Annotated in this window: 25 protein-coding genes, 1 pseudogene and 1 riboswitch; of the genes and pseudogenes, 13 read left to right on the forward strand and 13 right to left on the reverse strand. The window is 55.9% G+C overall.

Going from position 1 to position 24,908, the window contains the following annotated elements; translation table 11 throughout:
* Positions 1-77 precede the first annotated feature (77 nt).
* Positions 78-737 carry a fumarylacetoacetate hydrolase family protein gene (locus tag LBF07_RS01895; RefSeq protein ID WP_029742142.1) on the reverse strand — a complete coding sequence of 220 codons (660 nt, stop codon included), beginning with the start codon at positions 735-737 and terminating at the stop codon, positions 78-80.
* Positions 738-784: 47 nt separating this feature from the next.
* Complete coding sequence (locus tag LBF07_RS01900) at positions 785-1,060, reverse strand: YcgL domain-containing protein (protein ID WP_094934711.1); 276 nt, start codon at positions 1,058-1,060, stop codon at positions 785-787.
* 123 nt (positions 1,061-1,183) lie between these two features.
* Between LBF07_RS01900 and minC the strand changes: the two genes are divergently transcribed.
* The 3 genes from minC to minE are packed head-to-tail and all read left to right on the forward strand — an operon-like array spanning position 1,184 to position 3,000.
* On the forward strand, positions 1,184-1,891 hold the full coding sequence (minC, locus tag LBF07_RS01905) for a septum site-determining protein MinC (protein ID WP_023312186.1): 708 nt from the start codon (positions 1,184-1,186) through the stop codon (positions 1,889-1,891).
* 23 nt (positions 1,892-1,914) lie between these two features.
* Complete coding sequence (minD, locus tag LBF07_RS01910) at positions 1,915-2,727, forward strand: septum site-determining protein MinD (protein ID WP_029742160.1); 813 nt, start codon at positions 1,915-1,917, stop codon at positions 2,725-2,727.
* Between the two features lie 3 nt (positions 2,728-2,730).
* Positions 2,731-3,000 (forward strand): cell division topological specificity factor MinE, encoded by a 270-nt coding sequence (gene minE, locus LBF07_RS01915; RefSeq protein WP_008500504.1) that lies wholly within the window; start codon positions 2,731-2,733, stop codon positions 2,998-3,000.
* A gap of 75 nt (positions 3,001-3,075) precedes the next feature.
* Here minE and rnd read toward each other — a convergent pair whose 3' ends face one another.
* From rnd to LBF07_RS01940, 5 genes are all read right to left on the reverse strand, one after another.
* A complete protein-coding gene (gene rnd, locus LBF07_RS01920) occupies positions 3,076-4,203 on the reverse strand; it encodes a ribonuclease D (RefSeq protein WP_087822872.1) in 1,128 nt (375 codons plus the stop codon).
* Positions 4,204-4,274: 71 nt separating this feature from the next.
* A complete protein-coding gene (gene fadD, locus LBF07_RS01925; protein WP_023312189.1) occupies positions 4,275-5,960 on the reverse strand; it encodes a long-chain-fatty-acid--CoA ligase FadD in 1,686 nt (561 codons plus the stop codon).
* 203 nt (positions 5,961-6,163) lie between these two features.
* Positions 6,164-6,745 (reverse strand): Slp family lipoprotein, encoded by a 582-nt coding sequence (locus tag LBF07_RS01930; RefSeq protein WP_033145820.1) that lies wholly within the window; start codon positions 6,743-6,745, stop codon positions 6,164-6,166.
* A gap of 37 nt (positions 6,746-6,782) precedes the next feature.
* Positions 6,783-7,478, reverse strand: a complete 696-nt coding sequence (tsaB, locus tag LBF07_RS01935) for a tRNA (adenosine(37)-N6)-threonylcarbamoyltransferase complex dimerization subunit type 1 TsaB (RefSeq protein ID WP_206461995.1) — start codon at positions 7,476-7,478, stop codon at positions 6,783-6,785.
* Positions 7,479-7,544: 66 nt separating this feature from the next.
* Positions 7,545-9,455, reverse strand: coding sequence for an ATP-dependent DNA helicase (locus LBF07_RS01940; RefSeq protein ID WP_039263631.1), 1,911 nt, complete (start codon positions 9,453-9,455; stop codon positions 7,545-7,547).
* A gap of 133 nt (positions 9,456-9,588) precedes the next feature.
* Between LBF07_RS01940 and LBF07_RS01945 the strand changes: the two genes are divergently transcribed.
* Positions 9,589-9,933 carry a RidA family protein gene (locus tag LBF07_RS01945; protein ID WP_206461996.1) on the forward strand — a complete coding sequence of 115 codons (345 nt, stop codon included), beginning with the start codon at positions 9,589-9,591 and terminating at the stop codon, positions 9,931-9,933.
* Positions 9,934-9,939: 6 nt separating this feature from the next.
* Here LBF07_RS01945 and LBF07_RS01950 read toward each other — a convergent pair whose 3' ends face one another.
* Complete coding sequence (locus LBF07_RS01950) at positions 9,940-10,125, reverse strand: YoaH family protein (RefSeq protein WP_094934712.1); 186 nt, start codon at positions 10,123-10,125, stop codon at positions 9,940-9,942.
* Between the two features lie 61 nt (positions 10,126-10,186).
* Here LBF07_RS01950 and pabB point away from each other — a divergent pair, with 61 nt between their 5' ends.
* The 4 genes from pabB (at position 10,187) to LBF07_RS01970 (ending at position 15,375) form a co-directional block, all read left to right on the forward strand.
* On the forward strand, positions 10,187-11,512 hold the full coding sequence (gene pabB / locus LBF07_RS01955; RefSeq protein WP_094934713.1) for an aminodeoxychorismate synthase component 1: 1,326 nt from the start codon (positions 10,187-10,189) through the stop codon (positions 11,510-11,512).
* A 6-nt stretch (positions 11,513-11,518) separates the two neighbouring features.
* Positions 11,519-12,097 carry a CoA pyrophosphatase gene (locus LBF07_RS01960; protein ID WP_058841383.1) on the forward strand — a complete coding sequence of 193 codons (579 nt, stop codon included), beginning with the start codon at positions 11,519-11,521 and terminating at the stop codon, positions 12,095-12,097.
* Positions 12,098-12,281: 184 nt separating this feature from the next.
* Positions 12,282-13,646, forward strand: a complete 1,365-nt coding sequence (gene sdaA, locus LBF07_RS01965; protein ID WP_023312197.1) for an L-serine ammonia-lyase — start codon at positions 12,282-12,284, stop codon at positions 13,644-13,646.
* A 130-nt stretch (positions 13,647-13,776) separates the two neighbouring features.
* The gene (locus LBF07_RS01970) at positions 13,777-15,375 is read left to right on the forward strand and encodes an EAL domain-containing protein (protein WP_206461997.1); all 1,599 of its coding nucleotides are present in this window, start codon (positions 13,777-13,779) and stop codon (positions 15,373-15,375) included.
* A 6-nt stretch (positions 15,376-15,381) separates the two neighbouring features.
* On the opposite strand, the gene yoaE is transcribed toward LBF07_RS01970, so the two are convergent.
* Entirely contained in the window at positions 15,382-16,941 is a 1,560-nt protein-coding gene (yoaE, locus tag LBF07_RS01975) for a CNNM family cation transport protein YoaE (RefSeq protein WP_033145827.1), read from the reverse strand.
* A 463-nt stretch (positions 16,942-17,404) separates the two neighbouring features.
* Between yoaE and manX the strand changes: the two genes are divergently transcribed.
* From manX to mntP, 5 genes are all read left to right on the forward strand, one after another.
* Positions 17,405-18,370, forward strand: coding sequence for a PTS mannose transporter subunit IIAB (manX, locus tag LBF07_RS01980; protein WP_032658500.1), 966 nt, complete (start codon positions 17,405-17,407; stop codon positions 18,368-18,370).
* 46 nt (positions 18,371-18,416) lie between these two features.
* The gene (gene manY, locus LBF07_RS01985) at positions 18,417-19,217 is read left to right on the forward strand and encodes a PTS mannose transporter subunit IIC (RefSeq protein ID WP_008500490.1); all 801 of its coding nucleotides are present in this window, start codon (positions 18,417-18,419) and stop codon (positions 19,215-19,217) included.
* 12 nt (positions 19,218-19,229) lie between these two features.
* On the forward strand, positions 19,230-20,081 hold the full coding sequence (locus tag LBF07_RS01990) for a PTS mannose transporter subunit IID (RefSeq protein WP_006810994.1): 852 nt from the start codon (positions 19,230-19,232) through the stop codon (positions 20,079-20,081).
* A 54-nt stretch (positions 20,082-20,135) separates the two neighbouring features.
* Positions 20,136-20,594, forward strand: coding sequence for a DUF986 family protein (locus LBF07_RS01995; protein ID WP_094934715.1), 459 nt, complete (start codon positions 20,136-20,138; stop codon positions 20,592-20,594).
* A gap of 198 nt (positions 20,595-20,792) precedes the next feature.
* Positions 20,793-20,982, forward strand: a riboswitch (yybP-ykoY riboswitch).
* A gap of 10 nt (positions 20,983-20,992) precedes the next feature.
* Positions 20,993-21,559 (forward strand): manganese efflux pump MntP, encoded by a 567-nt coding sequence (gene mntP, locus LBF07_RS02000; protein ID WP_029741998.1) that lies wholly within the window; start codon positions 20,993-20,995, stop codon positions 21,557-21,559.
* On the opposite strand, the gene rlmA is transcribed toward mntP, so the two are convergent.
* The 4 genes and pseudogenes from rlmA to LBF07_RS02020 form a co-directional block, all read right to left on the reverse strand.
* On the reverse strand, positions 21,556-22,371 hold the full coding sequence (gene rlmA, locus LBF07_RS02005) for a 23S rRNA (guanine(745)-N(1))-methyltransferase (RefSeq protein ID WP_094934716.1): 816 nt from the start codon (positions 22,369-22,371) through the stop codon (positions 21,556-21,558). The two genes, mntP and rlmA, sit on opposite strands and share 4 nt — an antisense overlap.
* A 65-nt stretch (positions 22,372-22,436) precedes the next feature.
* Positions 22,437-24,155: a peptidoglycan glycosyltransferase FtsI gene (gene ftsI / locus LBF07_RS02010; RefSeq protein ID WP_094934717.1), complete on the reverse strand. Its 1,719-nt coding sequence runs from the start codon at positions 24,153-24,155 to the stop codon at positions 22,437-22,439.
* A gap of 219 nt (positions 24,156-24,374) precedes the next feature.
* A complete protein-coding gene (gene cspE / locus LBF07_RS02015) occupies positions 24,375-24,584 on the reverse strand; it encodes a transcription antiterminator/RNA stability regulator CspE (protein WP_001062678.1) in 210 nt (69 codons plus the stop codon).
* A gap of 13 nt (positions 24,585-24,597) precedes the next feature.
* A pseudogene (locus LBF07_RS02020) lies at positions 24,598-24,742 on the reverse strand (DUF2627 domain-containing protein).
* Between the last annotated feature and the right edge of the window lie 166 nt (positions 24,743-24,908).

Genomic DNA, 24,908 nt, shown 5'->3' on the forward strand with positions numbered 1-24,908 from the left:
CAAAAGAAAGCGCACCTTATAACGAGTCTGGCACGTTGTTGCAAGTTTTGCCGCCCTCTTCAGGCGGCAAGATGGGGTTACAGCACGCGGGTTTTCAGCGACAGGCCGTTGAAACCGACCTCAAGCTCGTCACCGCTGAGTAGCGGGCCAACGCCTTCTGGGGTTCCGGTCAGGATCACATCGCCCGGCTTCAGGGTAAAGAAGCGACTCATGTAGGCGATCAGCGGCACAATCTTATGGATCATGTCTGCCGTGGTGCCCTGCTGGCGGATCTCACCGTTAACCTTGAGGCTGAGCGGCGTGTCCTGCGGATCGCCGGTAAATTCGCTCACCGGCACAAACGCCGAAATTGGGCAGGAATTATCAAACCCTTTGGCTTTTTCCCACGGCTGCCCTGCTTTCTTCATTTTGCCTTGAACGTCACGCAGGGTCAGATCCAGCGCCACGCCGTATCCGGCAATCGCTTTTTTAACATGTTCTTCTGAGGCCTGGCGCAGCGTCGCGCCGATCAGCACGGCAAGTTCAACTTCGTGATGCACCGAGCCCAGCCCCTGCGGCAGCGCCAGCGGCTGGCGGATATCGCACAGCGCCGTTTCAGGCTTAATAAACAGGACCGGTTCTTCTGGCGTCGCGCTGCCCATCTCCTGAATATGTTTTGCGTAGTTGCTGCCCACGCAAACCACTTTGCTGACGGGATAATCCAGTAATGCACCTTGCCAGTTATGATGTTGATACATGGTCGACCCCTAAACGGTTGATGTGTTGTACCCAAAAACAGTTGAGACTATTTTTTACCGTTCGCCTCAAGATGCTGTTTTAATAAATTCTCGGGTTGCGGTGGAAGCTGTAAATAATAGCCTTGCTCGGCTAAGGCCGTTTTCACTTTATCCAGATCGGCGTTAATCAGTTTCTTACGACCATCGAGCGGCAGCAGCATCGCCAGCTGTGGTCGGCCAAAGTTCTTCATTAATTCTTCAGGCACGCGTGAAAAATCGTCTTTCTTTTCGACATAAAGATAGGTCTGGTCACGGCTTGTACTTCTGTAGATCACACAAAACATGTTTTTACTCTGAATTAATGGGTGGTTGCTTGCCTCAATATACTCCTGACTATAACATGCCTGATACTCTTCGGAATATCGCAGCGAGTGGTTGCGGTTAATAGCAAATTGAGTAAGGCCAGGATGTCAAACACGCCCATCGAGCTTAAAGGCAGTAGCTTCACCTTATCAGTGGTACATTTGCATGATGCAAAACCCGAGGTTATTCGTCAGGCGTTAGAAGACAAAATCGCCCAGGCTCCCGCCTTTCTGAAGCACGCCCCTGTTGTTATCAACGTCAGCGGTCTTGAGGCTCCGGTTAACTGGAAACTTCTCCAGCAGGCCGTCTCCTCGACCGGACTACGTATCGTGGGCATCAGCGGCTGCAAAGATACTGAGCTGAAAGCGGAAATTGAGCGTGCGGGGCTGCCCCTTCTGAATGAGGGCAAAGAAAAAGCCTCGCGAGCGGCACCCGTTGCCGTGCAAACGCCCCCTCCTGCGGTGCAAAACGTTACTACCGTCACAAAAACGCGAATGATTGATGTGCCGGTTCGTTCCGGTCAGCGCATTTATGCACCAAACTGTGATCTGATTGTTACAAGCCACGTCAGTGCTGGCGCTGAGCTGATTGCAGATGGCAATATTCACGTATACGGTATGATGCGTGGACGTGCGCTCGCAGGTGCAAGTGGCGATCGAGATGCGCAAATATTTTGTACTCACCTGACGGCGGAACTTGTGTCCATCGCAGGTGAATATTGGCTGAGCGACAAGATCCCAGCCGAATTTTATGGCAAAGCGGCTCGCCTGCTTCTGGCAGACGACGCGTTGACCGTTCAACCGTTGAATTGATCCCTTTTTAACAAGGAATTTCTATGGCACGCATTATTGTTGTTACTTCGGGTAAAGGAGGCGTTGGCAAGACCACCTCCAGCGCGGCCATCGCTACTGGTTTGGCCCAGAAGGGAAAGAAAACCATCGTTATCGACTTCGATATCGGTCTGCGTAACCTCGACCTCATCATGGGATGTGAGCGTCGCGTCGTGTATGACTTCGTAAACGTCATTCAGGGCGATGCCACGCTTAACCAGGCGATGATCAAAGACAAGCGCACCGAGAACCTCTACATTCTCCCGGCTTCTCAGACGCGTGACAAAGACGCCCTGACCCGTGAAGGCGTGGAAAAGGTGCTCGACGATCTGAAAAAAATGGATTTCGACTTCATTGTCTGCGACTCCCCTGCCGGCATCGAAACCGGTGCCCTGATGGCGCTCTACTTCGCTGATGAAGCGATCATCACCACTAACCCTGAAGTTTCATCCGTGCGTGACTCAGACCGCATTCTGGGCATCCTCGCCTCTAAATCCCGTCGTGCGGAAAATGGCGAAGACCCGATTAAAGAACACCTGCTGCTCACTCGCTACAATCCGGGCCGCGTGAACAAAGGTGACATGCTGAGCATGGAAGACGTGCTGGAGATCCTGCGCATTAAGCTGGTGGGCGTTATCCCGGAAGATCAGTCCGTGTTACGCGCCTCTAACCAGGGCGAGCCAGTGATCCTTGATACATTGGCAGATGCAGGTAAAGCTTACGCCGATACCGTTGACCGTCTGCTGGGAGAAGAACGTCCTTTCCGCTTCATTGAAGAAGAGAAGAAAGGTTTCCTCAAACGCCTGTTCGGAGGATAAGTTATGGCATTACTGGACTTTTTTCTCTCGCGGAAAAAGAACACCGCCAACATCGCAAAAGAACGTCTGCAAATTATCGTTGCGGAGCGTCGTCGTAGCGACGCCGAGCCTCACTACCTGCCGCAGCTGCGCAAGGACATTCTGGAAGTGATCTGTAAGTATGTGCAGATTGACCCGGAGATGGTCACGGTGCAGCTGGAACAAAAAGACGGGGATATTTCGATTCTGGAGCTGAACGTTACGCTCCCGGAAGCGGAAGAGTCGCGTCCGTAGGTTTGTGTTTTCGCCGCCCCGGTAAGCGCAGCGCCACCGGGGAAATATGCCGGGTATATCGCCCGGCATATTTTTTTATCGCGGGTAACCGTCCAGCAGCGTATTCAGGCGATCGGCCATCAATTCCCCGCGCCATCCCGCCATCATCTCCGGCACGCCATTCTGCGGCTTCAGCTTCCAGTGCCAGTTCAGCAGCTGGTTAATCTGACGACGTGAGGCGAGCAGTTCCGCGCTCAGCTTGCTTTCCGTTGCAACCGCCTGCACCAGCGCTTTGATATCCTTAAACGCTTTGCGATAGCCCGGCATGTCCATCAGGTTCAGCAGCGGTTCCGGCAGCGCATCTTCCGGCAGCTCCTGCGCTTTGGCGACCAGCGCCAGCAGGGTTTTACCATGGAAGCGGATCTCGCTGCCCGAAAGCCCAATGCTGTCCAGCTCGCCCAGGCTGCCAGGCATATAGCGCGCGACTGCCCAGAGATGCTCTTCGCGAACAACAAAGTTAACGGCCAGATCGCGCTCCCGCGCTTTACGCAAGCGCCAGTCTGCCAGCAGCTGCAGGCATGCCAGCTGACGCGTGCGCAACTGCCAGGCGTTACTGATATCGCGCCAGGCCTCTTTCGGGTCAACCACTTCCTGACGACGCTGCTGGGTCATACGGCACTCGTCCAGCGCAGCAGCGAGCCAACCGGAGGCTTCCGCCTCTTTCATCAGCTGTCCCGCAATCGGCAGCAGGTAAAACACGTCTGCCGCCGCATACTCCAGCTGACGCTCTGTAAGCGGGCGCGCCAGCCAGTCGGTACGGGATTCGCTTTTATCCAGCGTCAGGCCCGTATACTCCTCCACCATGGCAGCAAAGCCCCAGGAGAGCGGACGATTGCTGAATGCCGCGAGGATCTGCGTGTCAATCAGCGGCTGGGGCATGATGCCAAAGGTGTTCAGAAAGACTTCCAGATCCTCACTGCCTGCGTGCAGGTATTTCGTCACGGCGGTATCGAGCAGCAAGTTACGCATCGGCGTCCAGTCGGTAATGCCGAGAGGGTCAATCAGCGACACGTGTTTACCGTCGTACATCTGAATCAAACCCAGCTGCGGATAATAGGTCCGGGTACGGACAAACTCGGTATCCAGGGCAATGGCAGGAAAGTCGCGCGTCACTTCGCACAGCGAAGCCAGCTCGTCGTTGGTCGTGATCATCTGGTAATTCAAAACGGGTTCTCTTTTGTTTGCGCCCATAAAAAACGCCGGCTTAACCGGCGTCTGGGCGATTAGCGTGAAGCTCAGGCCTTATTGTCTACTTTGCCACGGGCTTCGTCACGTAATTCTCGTCGTAATATCTTTCCGACGTTGGATTTCGGCAGCTCATCGCGGAATTCAACCAGCTTCGGCACCTTGTAGCCCGTCAGCTGACGACGGCAAAACGTTACCAGCGCCTCCTCCGTCAGGGAAGGATCTTTTTTGACCACAAATATCTTCACCGCTTCACCGCTGCTGCCGGAAGGGACGCCGACCGCCGCCACCTCGAGTACGCCGCTGTGCTGCATAACCACGTCTTCGATCTCATTCGGATAGACGTTGAAGCCGGAGACCAGGATCATGTCTTTCTTGCGATCGACGATGCGCAGGAAGCCCTCGTCATCCATTACCGCAATATCACCGGTGTGCAGCCAGCCGTCTTTGATGATTTCGTCGGTCGCATCGGGACGCTGCCAGTAACCCAGCATCACCTGCGGACCTCTGACGCAAAGCTCACCCGGCTCGCCCGGCGCGACTTCGTTATCGTTATCATCGACCAGTTTGGCCTCGGTGGAAGGAACCGGCAGACCAATGCTTCCACTGTGATAGTCGATATCGTGTGGGTTCACGCTGACCAGCGGAGCACATTCCGTCAGCCCATAGCCTTCCAGCAAATACTGACCGGTGAGCTTCACCCAGCGCTCGGCGACCGCCTGTTGAACCGGCATGCCGCCGCCCGCAGAGAGATGCAGCGTGGAGAAATCCAGCTGCTGGAACTCTTTGTTATTAAGCAGCGCGTTAAACAGGGTGTTCACCCCCGTCATGGCGGTGAACGGGTATTTCGCCAGCTCTTTCACCAGACCCGGGATATCGCGCGGGTTGGTGATGAGGATGTTCTGACCACCCAGTTCAATAAACAGCAGGCAGTTCATGGTCAGCGCAAAGATGTGATACAGCGGAAGCGCGGTGATCACCACTTCTTTGCCCGGATGCAGAAGCGGCCCGTAGGTGGCGTTCACCTGTTCAAGGTTTGCCAGCATATTGCGGTGGGTAAGCATGGCCCCTTTGGCGACGCCGGTGGTCCCGCCCGTGTATTGCAGAAACGCAAGATCTTCCGCGACCACTTCGGGTTTCACATACTGCATACGGTAGCCCGCATGCAGCGCGCGGCGGAAGGAGATGGCGTCCGGCAGGTGGTATTTTGGCACCAGGCGCTTGACGTATTTAACGACAAAGTTAACCAGCGTGCCTTTGGCGGTCGAGAGTTGATCCCCCATGCGCGTCAGGATGACGTGTTTAACCTGGGTTTTGTCGACCACTTTTTCCAGCGTATGGGCGAAGTTGGACACAATGACAATCGCGGCCGCGCCGCTGTCGTTCAGCTGATGCTCCAGCTCGCGCGGGGTATACAAGGGGTTAACGTTGACGACAATCATCCCGGCTCGCAGGATACCGAACAACGCCACCGGGTATTGCAGCAGGTTCGGCATCATCAGCGCGACGCGGTCCCCTTTTTGCAGCCCCAGCCCTTCCTGCAGATACGCCGCAAACGCGCGGCTACGCTCCTCAAGCTTACGGAACGTCATGACCTCGCCCATATTCACGAATGCGGGCTGGTCCGCGTAGCGCCTTACCGAGTGTTCAAATAATTCCACCAGGGATTGATAACGGTCAGGATTGATCTCAGCAGGAACATCTGCGGGATAACGGTTAAGCCAAACCTTCTTCAATGCATCACCTCTGAAATGAGTGTTCGTCGTCATCACAACCCCGATAATAAACAGTTTGTTAACATTATATTAACTCAGCGTACCAGTTTATTAATTGTTCAGATTTAAGGTTGCGAAGCGCGTCACTCTTTTTTTTCGTTTTATCCGTAAAAAAACAGAGACAGCGGCTGAGCCGCTGTCTCTTTTCTAACAATAACAGTAAGTTACTCAGTAACGATCGTCTGAACCTGTGCAGGACCCGGGTTATACCAGCCCCAGCCCGGGTAGCCGTAACGATAAGGATGTGGACCCCACATCCACGGATCCATCGGCTGAGGCGGCATGATCACCTGCTGTGCCAGCCGCCAGCGTTTATACCCGTTGACCTGCATGGTCATAAATTTATACGGCGTGCTGCCGATTTTGCCCTGCACGGCGCCGGTAATCGGCCCGACGACGGTCACCAGCTGCCCGCGAAAATCGACCGGATCGAGGAAACCGCTGACGTCCGCATAGATACGTCCGCGAGAGGCCTCACCCAGTACCGGCCGCGCGCCGCTGTCCAGCGGAACGGTCGCGATCTCGAGGCGGGTTTTCCCCTGCTGGTTTTGTACGTCTATGACCTTACCGCCAAAGCGCGCTTCCTGGCCGACGTAAAGCTCAGGCGCATTCATCACCCGAACCAGATCCTGCTGTGGCGTCGGGCTGCTGCCCTTAATCGCATCAGGAACGGAAACGCATCCGCTCAGTGCTATGGCAACTGCGCCTGCCATAATAAGGCGTACTACTTTAGTTCGAACCGCCATGATGCGACTCCTTTTTCTCAGTTCCTGTTACTGAGATTCACTCGCGGCCCGGAAGTTTCTTCCACGCAACGGTGTTTCGCAAATAAACCGGCTCCGCGTGTTCAACGGCAACGGTTTTTCCTGCCGCGAGCAGCTGGCAGGCAATCGGAAGCATATCTTCCGCAGCCGGCAGCAGCATGTTGCCGTCCACCAGCGTCACCCCGGTGTCGTTTGCCATGTCAGGCCACGCCGGCCAGCCGGTGCCGACGGTTGCCCACTCGCCGGAGAGCTGCTGCAGCCGCTCAGTGACCGCTTCCGGCTTGAGCACGGCTTCCGTCTCTTCGCCGTGCCACACGCCCTGCTCGTCGCGGGTGTATTCGGCCCAGTAAACCTCGCCCATGCGGGCATCAATCGCGGCCAGCACGCACGTTGCCCCGGTCATGCGCCATGCGCCCTGGGCCATAGTGGCGAGGGTAGAGACGCCGATCATCGGCAGTTCGGCGCCCAGCGCCAGCCCCTGCGCAATACCAATCCCGATACGTACGCCCGTAAAGCTGCCGGGGCCACGGCCAAAGGCCAGCGCGTCGAGGTCGGTTAAGGAGGTGTTGCCCTGGGTTAAAATGGCTTTTACCAGGGGCAGAATGCGTTGGGTGTGTTCCCGTGGGCACTCTTCGAAATGAGCAGAAACAGCACCGTCGTTCAACAGAGCGACAGAGCAAGCCTCTGTCGCGGTATCAATAGCCAGAATTCGCATCAGTCGTCGCGCTCTCGCAAGGGTCAGTCACAAAATGGCGCGCATCTTAGCACACTCCGGGGTAAATTACTCCGCCGTTGGGTTTGCCAGGAAACGCACCGCGCGTTTTATGTCCCGCGTCCGCGGCGCGGGCGGCAGGCTTGCAAGGAAGGTCGCTCCGTAAGGGCGCATCACCAGCCGGTTATCGCAAATGACCAGCACTCCGCGATCGGTGACGTCGCGGATTAATCGCCCTACCCCCTGCTTGAGGGTAATCACCGCATCCGGCAGCTGTACCTCATCGAAAGGATCGCCCCCGCGCAGACGGCAGTCTTCCATCCGCGCCTTCAGCAGCGGGTCGTCCGGAGAGGTAAACGGCAGCTTATCAATAATTACCAGCGAGAGCGTATCGCCGCGCACGTCCACCCCTTCCCAGAAGCTGCTGGTTGCTACCAGCAGGGCATTTCCGGCGCTGACAAACTGCTGTAACAGCTGGCCTTTACTGGTTTCACCCTGCAGCAGCACCGGCAGCGTCATGGTGGCGCGGAACTGCTCGGCGAGGTCACGCATCATGGCGTGAGAGGTACAGAGCATAAAGCAGCGGCCGTTGTTGGCCTCGATCATCGGTTTTAACATCGCGGCCAGATGGCGCGCCGCACCCGGCTGGTTCGGCAGCGGCAGATTACGAGGCACGCAGAGCAGCGCCTGTTTTTCGTAATCGAACGGGCTCGGCAGGAGCAGCGATTCCGCATCCTCAATGCCAAGACGTTCCGTGAAGTGATGCAGATCGTCATTCACCGACAGGGTTGCCGAGGTGAAGATCCAGCTTCCCGGTTTTTGCGCCATCACCTCTTTAAATTTATCCGCTACCGTCAGCGGCGTGAGCGCCAGGGTGAAATGCCGCGAGGTGCACTCATACCAGTAGCTGAACCCCGGCTGGTTAATCTCTTTCAGCCGTTTGAGCCGCCCGCGATAGAGCGTGGCGCGTTCGAAGGCCGCGTCCAGCAGCGCGGAACGGCCAAGCGACAGTTTTGCCACGTCGTAGCAGAGTTCGAGGGCATCATCGAGCAGCAACAGCGCGCGCTGGATGTTTTTGTCCGCCAGCAGCTCGCGCAGGTTACCGCGATAGCCCGGCTCGCCAAGCTGTAAGCGGAAATCCTGCGCGCTTTGGGCCAGACGGTCGGCGCACTTCTGCAGCTGCTGGGTATCTTTGAGTTCGGTCCGGTAAGCAATGGTGAAATCTTTCGCCAGATCCTGAAGCTGGCGGCTGGAAAGCGACTGGCCGAAATACTGGCTGGCGATGTCCGGAAGCTGGTGGGCTTCGTCGAAGATCATCACGTCCGCCTCCGGGATCAGCTCGCCGAAACCGCTGTCCTTGACGACCATATCCGCGAGGAACAGATGGTGGTTCACCACCACCACATCCGCGTCCATCGCCGTTTTGCGCGCTTTCACCACAAAGCAGTCTTTATACAGCGGGCAGTCGCTGCCGAGGCAGTTGTCGTTGGTGCTGGTCACCAGCGGCCAGGCAGGCGAGTCTTCCGGCACGCTCGCGCAGGTGCTGATATCACCCTCTTCGGTCTGGTTCGCCCAGGCGCGAAGGATAATGACGTCGCTGAGGGTTTGCACCGGCAGGTCGCCGCCCGCCAGCGCCTGCTGCTCAAGACGTTCCAGGCAGAGATAGTTGGAGCGTCCCTTCAGCAGGGCCAGACGCCCCTTGTATTTCAGCGCTTTCGCCACCGTGGGCAAATCGCGGCTGTAGAGCTGATCCTGCAGCGCCTTCGAACCGGTGGAAATAATCACCTTCTTCTTCGCGCGCAGCGCCGGAGCAAGGTAAGCATACGTTTTACCCGTACCGGTTCCGGCCTCGACCACCAGCGGCTGAGCCTTATCGATGGCGCGTGCAACGGCGTGCGCCATCTGGCGCTGAGGCTCACGGGGCTTGAAGCCGGGAATAGCCTGCGCTAATTGACCTTCAGGGGAAAAATCGTCTGCCACGGTGCTCTCTCACTGTATTTTTGCACAGGGATTATGTCAGCCCATCCTCTCCTGTGCCACCCCAAATAGTGACGACACGAGAACAATATGGCAGTCTTGCCGCCTGACGACGAAAAATAACGAGGAAACGTTTATGACAATTGTGCGCATTGATGCCGAAGCCCGCTGGTCTGATGTGGTGATCCATAACCAGACGCTCTACTACACCGGCGTACCGGCTAACCTGGACGCGGATGCGTTCGAGCAGACGGCTAATACCCTGGCGCAGATTGATGCGGTGCTGGAAAAACAGGGCAGCGACAAATCCCGCATTCTGGATGCGACGATTTTCCTGGCAAACAAAGACGATTTCGCGGCGATGAACAAAGCCTGGGATGCATGGGTGGTGGCGGGTCACGCGCCTGAACGCTGTACCGTACAGGCCACGCTGATGAAGCCGGAATATAAGGTAGAGATTAAGATTATCGCGGCGGTGTAAGCCCGATTACTCTTCTGGATCTTCCTCTTCGAATCGCGCCACGATCCGCTCGCCGGAATGACTGGCGCGAATCTCCTCGGCGACAACCGTAATCGCCTGTCCGCTGCTCATCCCCTGGGACATCAGTTCCTGAATTCGCTCAACCGCTTTCTGCTGCTGTTCATGGCTCAGAGAAGGTAAACCTGCAAACATCGTCAACTCCTGCTAAATTATTCGCGCTAATTATTTCACGCTGCCCGGTAGTATGCCACACATGAACATGCGCTTCCCCACTGTTATTACCTTGCCCTGGCGTGCAGACGCCGCTGAATTCTGGTTTGCCCGCCTGAGCCATCTTCCGTTTGCGATGCTGCTGCATTCTGGCCATGCGGACCATCCCTATAGCCGCTTCGATATTCTGGTGGCCGATCCGCTAAAGACGCTGACAACCGATGACCTGTCGTTAACGGACGATCCCCTGAAGCAGCTGCAGCAGGCCATTAACGCGCTGGGCTTATCTGCCGCGCCGAACCCGGACCTCCCTTTTCAGGGGGGCGCGCTGGGTCTGTTTGGCTACGATCTGGGTCGCCGTTTCGAAACGCTGCCGGAGCATGCGCAGGCTGATATTTCCCTGCCAGACATGGCCGTGGGGCTGTATGACTGGGCGTTAATTGTCGATCATCAGAAAAAAACGGTTTCCCTGCTGAGCCATCATGACGTGCAGGCGCGTCTGGCGTGGCTGGAGGCGCAACGGCCTGCCCCGGCAGAGACGTTTACCCTTACCTCTGGCTGGCGCTCGAACATGACCGCAGCGGAGTATGCCGAAAAATTCGCGCGCGTTCAGGCGTACCTGCAAAGCGGTGACTGCTACCAGGTTAACCTCGCCCAGCGCTTCCAGTCGACATACCGGGGAGATGAGTGGCAGGCGTTTACCCGTCTTAACGCCAGCAACAAGGCGCCGTTCAGCGCGTTTGTCCGTCTGGAACAGGGGGCCATACTCAGCCTGTCACCCGAGCGCTTTATCCATCTGGCCGAGGGTACGATTCAAACCCGTCCGATTAAAGGCACGTTACCGCGTCTTGCGGACCCCGATGCCGATCGCCAGCAGGCGGAAAAGCTCGCCGCCTCGCCGAAAGACCACGCCGAGAACCTGATGATTGTCGATCTGATGCGTAACGACATTGGCCGCGTCGCTGAACCTGGCAGCGTGCGCGTGCCGGAACTGTTTGTCGTCGAGCCTTTCCCGGCGGTACATCATCTGGTCAGTACCATTACCGCGCGTCTACCCGCCTCTCGCACCGCCTGCGATCTGCTCCGCGCCGCGTTTCCGGGCGGCTCCATCACCGGCGCGCCAAAGGTACGGGCGATGGAGATCATTGACGAGCTGGAGCCGCACCGCCGCAACGCCTGGTGCGGCAGCATCGGCTATATCAGCCTGTGCGGCACCATGGATACCAGCATTACCATTCGCACGCTGACGGCCTGCGACGGAAACCTTTACTGCTCGGCCGGGGGCGGCATTGTTGCCGATAGCCAGGTCGATGCGGAATATCAGGAAACCTTTGATAAAGTTAACCGTATCCTGAAACAACTGGAGTAATCACGGGTGGAAAAAGAGAACCTGACGCTGGACGATTTTTTATCTCGTTTTCAGCTTTTACGACCGCAGGTCAACCGCGAAGCGCTCAATCAGCGTCAGGCGGCCGTGCTGATCCCGGTCGTGCGTCGCGCGCAGCCGGGCCTGCTGCTCACCCAGCGTTCTCCCCATTTACGTAAGCACGCGGGTCAGGTCGCCTTTCCGGGTGGCGCAGTGGACAGCTCCGACGCCTCGCTGATTGCCGCCGCGCTGCGGGAAGCGCAGGAAGAGGTTGCCATTCCGCCGGAGGCCGTTGAGATCATTGGCGTGCTGCCGCCCGTCGACAGCGTTACCGGTTTTCAGGTCACGCCGGTGGTCGGCATTATCCCGCCTGGCCTGCAGTATCATGCCAGCGTCGATGAAGTTTCAGCGGTGTTTGAAATGCCGCTCGAAGAGGCGCTCCGGCTCAGCCGCTATCATCCGCTCGATATCCATCGACGGGGGCATGACCATCGGGTCTGGTTGTCCTGGTATCAGCATTATTTTGTCTGGGGCATGACGGCGGGCATCATTCGTGAACTGGCGCTGCAAATCGGCCTGAAACCTTGACTATACTTTACATTCCACCCTTTTTCGCAGGTTTGCGATCCGCGTCGCGCTATTAGCAAAACCCATCGTTAACCATTAGTTTAATTCATGTGAATAGTTAAGCCGAGGTCGGTGTTCCCTCTTACACTATGCGCAGTTATAACATCGTTACTGGAACCCCGGTAACCCTGTCAGGAGTGTGAAAGTGATTAGTATATTCGACATGTTCAAAGTGGGAATTGGCCCTTCGTCTTCCCATACTGTTGGCCCGATGAAGGCCGGTAAACAGTTCGTCGATGATCTGGTCGAAAAAGGATTACTGGAAAGCGTTACCCGTGTCGCCGTGGATGTTTACGGCTCGCTGTCATTAACGGGTAAAGGCCACCACACCGATATCGCCATTATTATGGGTCTGGCAGGCAATATGCCGGATACCGTAGATATTGATGCCATCCCGGCATTCATCCGCGACGTGGAAACACGCGGCCGCCTGCTGCTGGCAAACGGTCAGCAGGAAGTCGATTTCCCGCAGGATGACGGCATGCGTTTCCGTAGCGACAACCTGCCGCTGCATGAAAACGGCATGACCATTCACGCTTACAGCGGTGAAAAAGAGATTTACAGCAAAACGTACTACTCCATCGGCGGTGGCTTCATCGTGGATGAAGAGCATTTTGGCAAAGACAGCGTCGGCGACGTCAGCGTACCGTACCCGTTCAAATCGGCTACAGAAATGCTGGGCTACTGCAAAGAGACCGGTCTTTCACTGTCCGGCATGGTGATGCAGAACGAACTGGCCCTGCACAGCAAAAAAGAGATTGAAGACTATTTTGCGAACGTCTGGCAAACCATGCGCGCCTGTATCGACCGCGGGATGAACACCGAAGGCGTTCTGCCGGGTCCACTGCGCGTACCGCGTCGTGCCTCTGCCCTGCGCCGTATGCTGGTGACCACGGACAAGTTCTCCAACGACCCGATGAACGTGGTCGACTGGGTAAACATGTTTGCCCTGGCGGTTAACGAAGAGAACGCCGCAGGTGGACGCGTCGTGACGGCGCCAACCAACGGCGCCTGCGGTATCGTTCCGGCAGTGCTGGCGTATTACGATCACTTTATTGAGCCCGTAACGCCGGACATCTACATCCGCTATTTCCTGGCGGCAGGTGCCATCGGTGCGCTGTACAAAATGAACGCCTCCATCTCCGGTGCGGAAGTGGGCTGTCAGGGTGAAGTGGGCGTTGCCTGCTCCATGGCGGCGGCAGGTCTGGCAGAGCTGCTGGGCGCAAGCCCTGAGCAGGTCTGCGTGGCGGCGGAAATCGGTATGGAACATAACCTCGGTCTGACCTGTGACCCGGTCGCGGGCCAGGTGCAGGTGCCGTGCATCGAGCGTAACGCGATTGCCTCTGTGAAAGCCATCAACGCCTCACGTATGGCGATGCGCCGTACCAGCGAACCTCGCGTATCGCTGGATAAGGTGATTGAAACCATGTACGAAACCGGCAAGGACATGAACGCGAAATACCGCGAGACGTCCCGCGGTGGCCTGGCCATTAAGGTGCAGTGCGACTAATACTGCCTTTCGCCCATCTGCAACGGATGGGCGAATTTCCCTCTTCTTTCTCGTCTCCTTCTGCTTTCCCCACTACACTTTTACTGTTGCGTCCGGCTTTTGTGGCTGGTGGCTTATCAGGCGACCGTTCATGCAAACTGCACAAACGATCATTAAAAACTATCGCCGAAAACGCGTTATCGTCTGTGTCACGGTTGCGCTCCTCACGCTCATCCTGACGTTAGGCATTCGCTTTATTTCACAGCGCAATGTTAACCAACAGCGGATCCTCGATTTTACCAGCCATACCGTTCGCGCCCTTGATAACGTCCTGCTTTCTTTAGAGAACCGCCGCAGCGTGCTGCAGCCCCTGGTAGGGCAGCCCTGCCCGCAGGCGCACCTGGCGCTGCGAAAGCAGGCCGCCATTTTGCAGACGGTACGCTCCATCGCCCTGATTAACGAGGGTATCCTGTATTGCTCAAGTATTTTCGGGAGCCGCAATGTGCCCGTTCGCGACTTCCTGAAAGAACTCCCAGCCAGCACGGCGAAGCTGATTTTATCGAGCGACCAGTGGCTGCTTAAGGGTAGCCCGATATTGATCCAGTGGTATCCCGTCTCACAGGACGGTGAAGCTGGCGTTATCGAAATCATCAATATCGATCTGATCGCCAAAATGATCCTCGAGCCCCAGCGCCCGCTCATCACTGACGTGGCGCTGACCGTAGGCGATCGCTTTTTGCGCTATGGACAACGCGTCAGCGACAGCCTGACGTTTGATGAGGAGGGCTCTCTTTTCCGGCAATCATCAACCCGAAATCCTTTCACCATTACGGTCAGCGGGCCAGGCCCTGGAGAGTTAGCCTTAAAAAGCCTGCCAGCCCAGCTGCCGCTGGGGGTGATGCTCAGCCTGCTGCTGGGCTATCTCGCCTGGCTGGCAACGGCAAACCGGATGAGCTTTACGTGGGAGATCGATATGGGCATTGCGGCGCGGGAATTTGAGCTTTTCTGCCAGCCGCTGGTGAATGCCCGTACCCAGGCGTGCACCGGCGTGGAGATCCTGCTGCGCTGGAATAATCCCCGTCAGGGTTGGATCACCCCGGAGGTGTTTATCCCTCTGGCAGAAGAGCATAACCAGATTGTCCCCCTGACCCGCTATGTCATCGCCGAAACGGTGCGCCAGATAGGCTACTTCCCTTCCAGCGCCGGTTTTCACATTGGTATTAACGTCGCCGCCAGCCATTTTCGTCACGCGGCATTGATACAGGACCTGAACCGCCTCTGGTTCAGCGCCGGTCCGCGCCAGCAGCTGGTGATTGAACTCACGGAACGGGATGCGCTGCTGGATGCGGATTATCGCATCGTGCGCGAACTGCATCGCAAAGGGGTGAAGCTCGCCATCGACGATTTTGGTACCGGGAACAGCTCCCTCTCCTGGCTTGAAAAGCTGCACCCGGACGTGCTGAAAATCGACCAGTCGTTTACCACCGCCATCGGTACCGACGCCGTGAACTCGACGGTGACGGATATGATTATTGCGCTGGGACAGCGGTTGAATATTGAACTGGTGGCTGAAGGGGTCGAGACGGAGGAGCAGGCGCGCTACTTGCGCCGCCATGGCGTGCCTGTCCTGCAGGGTTTTTTCTATGCGCGGCCCATGCCGCTACGGGATTTTCCGAAGTGGCTGGCGGGAAGTTCATCCCCGCCAGCGCATCATAACGGGCACATCGTGCCCTTAATGCCGCTGCGCTAAGCCGGCTTACTCATCTTCGTCGTGGGCAGATTGTTCTTTAACAATGCGAACCATATCAACGCGATAGTCGTTGGCTTCAACGATCGTAATGTGCAGCGGCGCCAGCTCGATCACATCGCCGACGCGCGGGATCTGTCCATTAACGGCGATAACCAGACCGGCAACGGTCGCGATGTCTTCTTCATCGTTGATCACGTTTTCCAGCCCCAGCGTGTGCGAGAGCGCGTGCAGGTCGGTGGTACCTTTAACCAGCCAGCCTTCACCGTCGGCAACGATCTCTGGCGTTTCGTCGGCATCCGGGAATTCACCGGCAATCGCTTCCAGCACGTCCAGCGGCGTAACCAGCCCCTGCACCACGCCAAACTCGTTGGTGACGATAACAAAGCTACCGCGAGCGCGGCGCAGCACTCCGAGCAGGTTGATAGGATCCAGCGTTTCCGGCACGACAATCGCAGGCGACGCAGCGGCAACGGCTTCCACGTTGACGCCCTCTTCCAGGGCCACCAGCATCTCTTTTGCCCGCACCACGCCGATGATCTCATCCAGCTCTCCGCGACACACCGGGAACAGGCTGTGCGGAGAAGAGAGCAGCTGCTGGCGAATTTCATCGACGCTCAGGTTAGCATCAACCCAGCTGATCTCCCCGCGCGGCGTCATGATGCCGCGCAGCGAACGGGAGGCCAGGGAGAGCACGCCGTTAATCATGTAGCGCTCTTGTTCCACAAACGCCCCTTCCGGGACCGGAACCGGGTTATGGTTTTCGGAATCAGACTGGACGTTCACCTGACGACGACCGCCCATCAGGCGCAGAATCGCGTCTGCGGTACGGGCGCGCAGCGGCTGATTCGACTGCTGCTTAATAAAGTTACGGCGCGCAATCTGGTTGAACAGCTCGATCAGAATCGAGAAGCCAATCGCGGCGTACAGGTAGCCTTTCGGAATATGGAAGCCAAAACCTTCCGCCACCAGGCTCAGACCAATCATCAGCAGGAAGCTCAGACACAGCACGACCACCGTCGGATGCTGGTTGACGAAGCGCGTCAGCGGCTTCGAGGCCAGCAGCATGACCGCCATCGCAATGACAACAGCCGCCATCATTACCGGCAGATGATTCACCATGCCGACCGCCGTGATCACCGCATCCAGCGAGAAGACTGCATCAAGCACCACAATCTGCAGCACCACCACCCAGAAGCTGGCATAGCCTTTACCGTGCCCATCATCGTGCTGACGGTTTTCCAGCCGCTCGTGTAGCTCCGTCGTCGCTTTGAAAAGCAGGAATATTCCCCCGATCAGCATGATTAAATCACGCCCGGAGAAGGTGTAATCCATGACGGAGAACAGCGGTTTGGTCAGTGTGACCATCCAGGAGATGACGGAGAGCAGCCCCAGTCGCATAACCAGCGCCAGCGAGAGACCAATCAGACGCGCTTTATCACGCTGTTTTGGCGGCAGTTTGTCCGCAAGGATGGCGATAAACACCAGGTTATCAATGCCGAGAACAATCTCCAGCACCACCAGCGTGAGCAATCCCACCCAGATTGACGGGTCCATTAAGAATTCCATGACAAGCTCCTGCTAAAGGAATGACGAAACGGTGCCCCACTCAACGTGGGCAAAACAGAGGTAAACAGAGTCGATACGTGGCGAGGATCGCCGGTGAATAAGGCGCGAAATGGCCTGGTTGATGACTGACGTCGGTGACGGTCCATATAGTGGGCTGTAACCCTATACTCCTGAACGATTAAACGGAGGCTAAACATATCAGAGACACTGTGTTTTTAGCAAAGATTTACGTTCCTTTGCAAAGTTCTGTAACACAGCGGCTTTACGCTACAGATAAATCTGTAACGCGTGGCTAAATTACGGATCTTCATCACATAAATTATTTTTTCACTATCTAAAATAATTCGCGGAAGTCTTAGTTTTTTTGAACTCTAACCCTTATCTGAATCGATTCGGTTCGCCAATACGATTCTCAGTACGGCTGCCTGGCAGGCGTATTAATGATAATAAAAGGAGGTAGCAAGTGACCATTGCTATTGTCATAGGCACACATGGTTGGGCTGCTGAGCAGCTACTCAAAACGGCAGAGATGCTGTTGGGCGAGCAGGAAAACGTCGGCTGGATCGATTTCGTTCCCGGTGAAAACGCCGAGACGCTGATAGAGAAGTACAACGCTCAACTCGCGAAGCTGGATACCAGCAAAGGCGTGCTGTTTCTCGTTGATACATGGGGCGGCAGCCCGTTCAATGCCGCCAGCCGCATTGTCGTCGATAAAGAGCACTATGAAGTTGTCGCCGGGGTTAATATTCCCATGCTGGTGGAAACCTTCATGGCGCGCGACGACAATCCGGCGTTCGATGAGCTGGTGGCGCTGGCCGTTGAAACCGGTCGCGAAGGGGTAAAAGCCCTGAAAGCGCAGCCGGTTGAAAAACCTGCCCCTGCACCTGCAGCGGCACCAAAAGCGGCAGCACCTGCAAAACCGATGGGTCCGAACGATTACATGGTCATCGGCCTTGCGCGTATTGATGACCGCTTAATCCACGGCCAGGTCGCCACGCGCTGGACCAAAGAGACCAACGTTCGACGCATTATCGTGGTCAGCGACGAAGTGGCCGCCGATACCGTACGTAAAACCCTTCTGACTCAGGTTGCTCCTCCTGGCGTTACCGCGCACGTCGTGGATGTCGCCAAGATGATCCGCGTTTACAACAACCCGAAATACGCGGGTGAACGCGTAATGCTCCTGTTCACTAACCCGACAGACGTTGAGCGCATTGTTGAAGGCGGCGTGAAAATCACCTCCGTGAACATCGGTGGTATGGCATTCCGTCAGGGCAAAACGCAGGTCAACAACGCCATTTCAGTCGATGCGAAAGATATCGAGGCATTCAACAAGCTGAATGCGCGCGGTATTGAACTGGAAGCCCGTAAGGTTTCTACGGATCAAAAACTGAAAATGATGGATTTGATCGGCAAAGTTGGGAAATAAGCCCGCGCCGGTTCTCATATAAAGTTTATGTAATAGGAGAAGTGCAATGGAGATTACCACTCTTCAGATTGTGCTGGTGTTCGTCGTCGCATGTATTGCGGGTATGGAATCCGTACTTGATGAATTTCAGTTCCACCGCCCTCTGGTGGCCTGTACGCTGATTGGGGCCGTTCTGGGTGACATGAAAACCGGTATCATCATCGGTGGTACCCTGGAAATGATCGCCCTGGGCTGGATGAACATCGGCGCAGCGGTTGCGCCCGATGCGGCGCTGGCCTCTATCATTTCGACCGTTCTGGTTATTGCTGGTCACCAGAGTATTGGTGCCGGTATCGCCCTGGCGATCCCGCTGGCTGCAGCAGGCCAGGTTCTGACCATCATCGTTCGTACTATCACCGTTGCCTTCCAGCACGCGGCGGATAAGGCGGCCGAAAACGGCAACCTCACGGCACTGTCGTGGATCCACGTTTCATCCCTGTTCCTGCAGGCGATGCGTATCGCGATCCCGGCGGTTATCGTGGCGATCTCTGTTGGTACCAGTGAAGTGCAGAGCATGCTGAACGCCATTCCAGAAGTGGTCACCGGCGGTCTGAACATCGCGGGCGGCATGATCGTGGTCGTCGGTTATGCGATGGTCATCAACATGATGCGCGCAGGCTATCTGATGCCGTTCTTCTACCTCGGCTTCGTGACCGCTGCCTTCACCAACTTCAACCTGGTTGCACTGGGTGTGATTGGTGCGGTAATGGCGATTCTCTACATCCAGCTCAGCCCGAAATATAACCGCGTCGCGGGTGCCCCAGCGCAGGCTGCTGGTAACAACGATCTCGATAACGAACTGGACTAGCAGGTGAGCGAAATGGTTGATATGACAAAAACTACCACCGAGAAAAAACTCACTCCGGGTGATATTCGTGGCGTGTTCATCCGTTCTAACCTGTTTCAGGGTTCATGGAACTTCGAACGTATGCAGGCGCTGGGCTTCTGCTTCTCCATGGTGCCGGCGATCAAGCGCCTGTACCCGGAAAACAACGAAGCACGCCGTCAGGCGATCAAGCGTCACCTGGAATTCTTTAACACCCATCCTTACGTAGCGGCTCCGGTTCTGGGCGTAACGCTGGCGATGGAAGAACAGCGTGCGAACGGCGCAGAGATTGACGACGGTGCTATCAACGGTATCAAAGTCGGCCTGATGGGTCCGCTGGCCGGTGTCGGTGACCCAATCTTCTGGGGTACCGTGCGTCCGGTCTTCGCGGCGCTGGGTGCCGGTATCGCGATGAGCGGCAGCCTGCTTGGCCCGCTGCTGTTCTTCATCCTGTTCAACGCCGTGCGCCTGCTGACCCGTTACTACGGTGTGGCCTACGGCTACCGTAAAGGGGTGGACATCGTTAAGGACATGGGCGGCGGCTTCCTGCAGAAACTGACTGAGGGGGCGTCAATCCTCGGCCTGTTTGTCATGGGGGCGCTGGTTAACAAGTGGACGCACGTGAACATCCCGCTGGTGGTATCGACCATCACCGGGCAGGATGGTCAGACGCGCGTCACCACTGTACAAACGATTCTGGACCAGCTGATGCCGGGCCTGGTACCGCTGCTGTTGACCTTCGCCTGCATGTGGCTGCTGCGTAAGAAAGTAAACCCGCTGTGGATTATCGTTGGCTTCTTCGTCATCGGTATCGCGGGCTACGCAGTCGGCCTGCTGGGTCTGTAAGTTTCAATGCTATAGGCCGGGGGCTTGCCCCCGGTTTTTTTATCTGGAGGATGAATGGCTGTCACGGACATCGTACTGGTTTTATTTATTGCTGCCCTTCTGGCTTACGCGATCTATGACGAGTTCATCATGCCCCGCCGTCACGGCGAGACGCTGCTCTCCCTTCCCCTTCTGCGACGCGGGCGCGTAGATGCGTTTATCTTCGCGGGTCTCATCGTTATTCTTATTTACAATAACGTCACCAGTCATGGTGCAATATTAACCACATGGTTATTATGTGCGCTGGCATTAATGGCGGTTTATCTGTTCTGGATCCGCACGCCGAAAATCATTTTTAAATCCCGCGGATTTTTCTTCGCCAATGTGTGGATAGAATATAACCGTATTAAAGAGATGAATTTATCCGAAGACGGTGTGCTGGTGATGCAATTAGAACAACGCCGCCTGCTTATTCGGGTGAAGAATATTGACGACCTGGAAAAAATATACAACTTACTTCTTAAAACTCAATGATTTGCATATATAGCAATGGCTATATTCTGTGTTTATCTTGCGCAAGAAATATAGCCTAAGCTATATCCTTTTCGTTAATTTTCTCTCTATTTTTTAACGATAACTTCACGCTTAAAGACAAATGAAAATCGTTATCAACAAGCATTTTAAATAATGCTTCTCCATTGTTGTTTTATATTCTCAAAATATGTTAAGGTTGCGCCCGTCGTTGGGGAGTAGCCGATTTCCTGCTCGCAGGAAATGTACGTGTCAACATACTCGTTGAAAAACGTGGCGCGTACGGATCGCTGACAGCACATCTTATGTGCGGTGCGATCAGGCGAGACCATAGATACATCAACTGCTGTTCACTGGGGGCAGTGATGTGTCATATGGATATCCCCGGTCTGGACGCTGTTATGAATATCTCCGCTACGATCCTCCTCGCTTTTGGCATGTCCATGGACGCTTTTGCGGCTTCCATCGGAAAAGGCGCCACGCTCCACAAACCTAAGTTCTCAGAAGCCCTGCGTACCGGCCTCATTTTTGGCGCTATCGAAACGCTGACGCCGCTTATCGGCTGGGGTCTTGGCATGCTCGCCAGCCAGTTCGTGCTGGAGTGGAACCACTGGATTGCCTTCGTACTGCTGGTGTTTCTCGGTGGCCGAATGGTGATTGAAGGTTTTCGCGGCGGTGATGATGAAGACGAAGAGCCGCAGCACCGTCACGGGTTCTGGCTGCTGGTCACCACGGCAATTGCCACCAGCCTTGATGCGATGGCCGTCGGTGTCGGTCTGGCATTCCTGCAGGTCAATATTATCGCCACCGCGCTGGCCATCGGCTGCGCAACGCTGATTATGTCCACGCTGGGCATGATGGTTGGACGGTTTATCGGCCCGCTGCTGGGTAAACGCGCCGAGATCCTGGGTGGAATTGTGCTGATTGGCATTGGTGCCCAGATCCTCTGGGCACACTTCGCCGGTTAATCTTCGCGCTGCCAGACGTGGATACTGAAATCCGTCTGGCAGTTAAATATTGATTGTACAGCTAACGCTTCCCACACTTCCGGTTTTGCCCGCCACGCGAACGGCGTCATCTGCAGCAACGCGGTTGCTTCTTCCCCTTTCAGCGTCATTTCATACGCTACGGTTTGCTCCTGCTTCAGGGTAAAACCGGCCAGCTGTTCAGAATGAGGTGCATGCAGTCGCACTTCGTCGTAGATCAGCCCTTTCAGCTCCATCAGATGACGCGGGCCCGGCGTTACGGTGACTACCCATCCGCCCGGTTTCACCACGCGAGCCAGCTCTTCCGCCTTGCAGGGCGCGTAAATGCGGATAACCGCATCCATGCTGGCATCGTCAAACGGCAGCCGGTGGCTGGATGCCACGCAGAACGTCACGTCAGCGTAACGCTTTGCCGCCGCGCGAATGGCCACTTTCGACACGTCCAGACCGAATGTCAACGCGCCCTTCTCACGTGCGATCTGGGCAAACCGTGCGGTGTAGTAGCCTTCCCCGCAGCCGACATCGAGCATGGCGGTGGCTGAACCCGGCAGGATGTCATTCAGCATCTGCGCGACGGTCTCCCGCAGCGGCAGATAGTGCCCGGCATCCAGAAACGCACGACGCGCCTGCATCATCTCTGCACTGTCGCCTGGATCGCGGGAGCGCTTATGCTGCACGGGCAGAAGATTCACGTAGCCTTCTTTTGCCATATCAAACTGATGCCCCTGCGGACAGGTATAGCTTTTATCTGAGTGCGTCAGGGGGGCGTGGCAAAGGGGACAGCTGAAGGACATGGTGACTCCGGAGCATAATCAAAGGGCGAAGTGTACCGCTATTCGCCCTGGTTATAAACGCCCGGTTAACGCATAACGATAAGGTGATCGGAACCCGCCGGTAACCCGTCAGGTTTCACATTCTCCAGACGCAGCACGTTACCCATAATCTCGCTGAATACAGGTGCGGAAACGGCACCGCCGTAGTAGGCGCCATTTTGCGGATCGTTAATGACCACCACCAGAGCAAAGCGCGGATCGCTGGCAGGCGCAACGCCGGCCGTATAGGCGACGTATTTATCGACGTACTTCCCGCTGTCGTCAATTTTCTTCGCCGTACCGGTTTTCACCGCCACCCGGTAATCACGAACGGCGGCCTTAACGCCCCCGCCGCCGGGCAGCGCAACGCTCTCCATCATGTGTTCCACCTCGTGTGCGATCTCTTCCGGCATGACGCGGTGCCCGATAACGGGTGGATCGATACGCGTAATCGAGAGAGGTCGCTCGAGCCCGAAGCCGCCGATCGTGGCGTAGACGTGCGCCAGCTGGAGCGGCGTCACCATCAGCCCGTAGCCGAAGGCAAAGGTCGCACGATCGAGCTGGCTCCAGTATTTACGATTTGGCAACAGCCCCGCGCTCTCGCCCGTTAAGCCAAGCCCCGTATTCGTGCCAAACCCAAAGTTTCGATAGGTATCAATAAGATGCTGGACAGGCATTGCCAGGGACAGTCGGGACACGCCGGTGTCGCTCGATTTTTGCAGGATCCCGGTCATCGTCAGTTCAGGATAATAGCCCACGTCGCGGATACGATGCCCGTCAAGGGTATACGGGTGAGTATCAATCACGCTGTCTGGCTGGACCAGGCCCTGCTGCAGGGCCGTCATCAGCACCAGCGGCTTGACTGTCGAACCGGGCTCGAACGTATCGCTGATGGCGCGATTGCGGAAATCGTTTATCGTCGCGCCTTCCCGATTATTGGGGTTGAAATCCGGATAGCTCGCCATGGCGAGTATTTCCCCGGTTGGAATATTAATTAGCACCGATGCACCAGACTCGGCCTTGTTCCAGGCCACGGCATTATCGAGCGCATCTTCGGTGATGGTTTGCAGCCGCTCGTCGATACTTAACTGGATGTTATGCGCCGGTGCAGGCGCCATTTCCGTCAGGTTTTCAACCACGCGACCGTATCGGTCTTCCCTTACCTGCCGCACACCCGGCTTACCGGTCAGCTGAGCGTTAAAGCTTTTTTCCACGCCTTCAATGCCCTGCCCGTCAATATTGGTGAAGCCAATCAGGTTCGCTGCCACATGGCCGGCAGGATAAAAACGGCGTGACTCGTCGCGTAAATTGATGCCGGGCAGATTCAGCCTATCGATCCACTTCGCCTGTGCGGGATCGACCTGACGGGCAAGATAAATAAAACGCCCCTGCGGGTTGGCGTTGATTCGCGCCGAAAGTGTGCCCAGGGAGAGATGCAGCGCATTTGCCAACGCCTGCCAGCGTTCATCAACGCCAACGCCCCCTTTTGCCAGCACCGTTTTAGGGTCGGCCCAGACGGCCCGGACGGGCACGCTCACCGCCAGGGGGCGACCTTCGCGATCCATTATCATGCCCCGTGGCGCATCAATCGCCAGCTGGCGGAGGGAACGCATATCTTCCTGCTTCACCAGGTTGTCAGGCTTGATGATTTGCAGCCAGGCAACGCGGCCCAGCAAAAAAGCCAGACTACAAAAAATAGCTAAACAGAGCAGCACAAAACGCGCCGGCGTGAAATTGCCAGCGGTCGTTATCAATTTCTTCTTCACCTGAACCCCAGGACTGTTAAACAACGCCCTGATTTAACGGGAAAAGATGGGGTTAAGGTGGCAAAACAGTGCTACTAACCTCGCAGCTTTGCAACAAGTTACTAACAAGACCGCAAATGGTAATATTTTGAAAGATAAAGGACATAAAAAAGCCCCGCGTTATGCGAGGCTTTATGTCTGAGATTGAAGTGCTAAGCGCTTCAGTCAGCAGCGGTTCGATCAGATAGCAGTTACGTTAACTGCAGCTGGGCCTTTCTGGCCGTCCTGAATTTCGAACTCAACGTTCTGGCCTTCAGCCAGAGTTTTGAAGCCGTTACCCTGGATTGCAGAGAAGTGTACGAACACGTCTTTGCTGCCGTCAGCAGGAGTAATGAAACCAAAACCTTTAGACTCGTTGAACCACTTAACTTGACCTTTAATCTTTGCCATTTTGCAAAATTCCTTAGAGTGTTTTCTTAGCCCGCAGGCATTAACTGAGATAAAACTGAGACATTACTGCATGAGGCACTAATATAAGGTTCGGCAGAGAAGCGGTATTCAACGACAACGTGTTTACTCAGGACTTCTTTACTGAAAATGCCACACATAAACAGAACTGTACCTCGTTTGACCCAAAACGTGTTATCACACACTATGTTTAATATGGCAAGCCATTTTTAAACATGTCTCGATCCGCCGCACAAATTCGAACAGTGCCTGTCAGGTTTTGCACAATTATGCGCATCACTTACAGACAGCTCGGCTGCGTAACAA

Origin of the sequence: Enterobacter cloacae complex sp. ECL352, from assembly GCF_020149545.1 — a bacterium.
Taxonomy (GTDB): domain Bacteria; phylum Pseudomonadota; class Gammaproteobacteria; order Enterobacterales; family Enterobacteriaceae; genus Enterobacter; species Enterobacter asburiae_B.